A 2,188-nucleotide genomic window follows, 5' to 3' on the forward strand; every position below is an offset into this window, starting at 1 on the left:
GCGTGGTGTCATGCCAGGAGCCTTCACGGCGGGAATTGAGCGTCCCGCGGAAATCTGCACTCCGGGCGCGGATGGTGACCACATCCGGCGCGCCCCGGTGTTCAACCTCATCAACGGTGAATTTCCCTTTGCATACCAGGGCAAAACCTTTCCAGCCGATATACACCGTCAGGACAGCGCCACGAACCGGCAGCCCGACCTGCCCGTCGGCATCGTTCAGTTCAATATCAAGCTGGTCAGCCTCAAAGCCCCGGTTATCCGTCAGGGTCATGCTCATCAGACGGTCGCTGATATTGCCGGTAATATCCCTGCTGTCGAGCATCAGCATGTAATCCGGCGTCAGCGTACTGCCTGCATCAAATGTCAGCGCATCCAGCATTATCCCGCCCCCGTCATACCCGTGAATCTGGTCGCCATACTGCCAGCCTTACCGATGAGCGATTCCGCCTGTTTACCGATATCGCCATAAAGCGCGGCCAGTGATTCATCAACGCGGGTGAGCGACAGCGTAAAATCAATTTTTCGGGGTGTGCCGTCTGCAAAGAAAATACTCCCTGTTTCACTCACCCTGCTGATGACATACATGCCGTAAATCATGCCGGTGCCATCCAGCAACGGCCACGCCCGGCCTTCCTCTGCCATCAGCCTGAGCGTGGTCATCGTCAGCTTGCCGCCGGTCAGTTCGGGATAAAGCACACCGGCAAGCGTGATGTTTTCCTCGCCAACGCCGAGAAACTGGTAGGCGTCCCGTTTACCGATACGGGAATTTGACGGCCAGCGATAATCTGATTCACGCTGCATGGTCTGGTGTGGCAGCGTCTGGCGCATAAAAACAAACATACCTAACGCGAGCATCATTTTTCATCACCTCCTTAACCGTCATGCATCATGCTGGCACGGGCGCGCGCACGTTTATCCCGCTCGTATTTTTCGAGCGCATCCTGTAACTGGCGGTCAAGCTGTGTCCCCGGCGCAGTACCACCCGTCAGGTTGATGTGATATTCGTTTTTACTCTGGTCCACATAAGAGCGGCCAGCCGGTGCCGTAACCGGCTGATAAGCCTGATAGCCTGCATAAGAGCTGGTCGCCGGAATATAACCACCGGTGCCATACGTGGCGGCATGAGTTCTGGCGGCGGTCTGGTCAAGTGTGTCTGACTCTTTGTTGATAACACCGAGTTTTTCCAGTACCCAGTCAATACCGCTGCGCAGTTTGTTGAACGCATTAAGCGGTAGCATCAACGCGTCAGCCAGTGCCTGCCCGAACATGACGCCCGTGTTACGGCAACGGTTCAGGGTGTCCTGTGTGGCTTTGACCGGGGCAATCAGGTTTTTAAACCACTGCCACGCGGCCTGTAACTTTTCGCCCAGCCAGTCAAACACCGGCTTAAGTGGCGTGAACAGTTCCCCCACCGGCGCAAATGCCGCTTTCAGCCCTTCAACCACACCGCCAAAGAATGCGCTGACAGGCTCCCAGTATTTACGGATAAGCAACGCCCCGGCGACAATGGCGGCCACCACGGCCACAACCGGCCAGCTAATCGCCCCGATGGCGGTCATAACAGCACTGCCAACCGTCGTGAAGATTGCCCCCATTGCGCCTGCTGCCGCGATGATGGCATTGATGCCGGTGATAACCGGCCAGGCTACAAGACCAATTGCACCGATGATGCCAATAAGCGCCAGCGCGCCACCGGCAATGATGCCAATGGTTGACGCCAGTGATTTGTTTTTCTGGATCCAGCCGTCGAGTTTTAACACATACTTTGTGGCCGTCTGTGTGAGCTTACGCAGTGCGCCTTCCTGCTGGTCAAACAGGTCTGTCCCCACCGCCTCATAAGCGGACTGAAACTCCTTAAAGTCACCGCCGAGGTTGTCCTGCATGATATTTACCAGCTCGGCAGTCTTCCCGTCTGAGGCTTTAAACGCAGCGGTCAGTTTGTCCAGTTTTCCGGTTGAGGCGGCAGTCATCAGCACGGCGGCGGCTGAGCTGGCCTCCTCCCCGAAAATAGTTTTCATGTATTCAGCCTGCTGGGCAGTACCGAGCCGGTTTTTCTCAAAACTGGCCTGCATTTCTTTCAGAATGGTAAATACTGGCCGGGTGTTTCCCTTGCTGTCTGAGGTTTTCACACCAAGCTCTTTGAGTGCATCCCATGCTTTTCCCGTCGGTGCCTGCAGGCGGCTTAACC

The 2,188-nt window shown here is 56.0% G+C and carries 2 protein-coding genes and 1 pseudogene; all 3 read right to left on the bottom strand.

Annotated features, from left to right (window positions below; genetic code table 11):
• Positions 1 to 379, bottom strand: a pseudogene (locus ACWIGM_RS31215) (hypothetical protein); the annotation flags it as partial.
• A complete protein-coding gene (locus tag ACWIGM_RS31220; RefSeq protein ID WP_000978908.1) occupies positions 379 to 858 on the bottom strand; it encodes a phage tail protein in 480 nt (159 codons plus the stop codon). The pseudogene ACWIGM_RS31215 and the gene ACWIGM_RS31220, both read right to left, overlap by 1 nt.
• Before the next feature lie 14 nt (positions 859 to 872).
• Positions 873 to 2,188: phage tail tape measure protein (locus ACWIGM_RS31225; RefSeq protein ID WP_454029843.1), on the bottom strand; the 1,316-nt coding region annotated here is incomplete at its 5' end.

The sequence above is a fragment of the Allobosea sp. NPDC055332 genome (assembly GCF_053645455.1).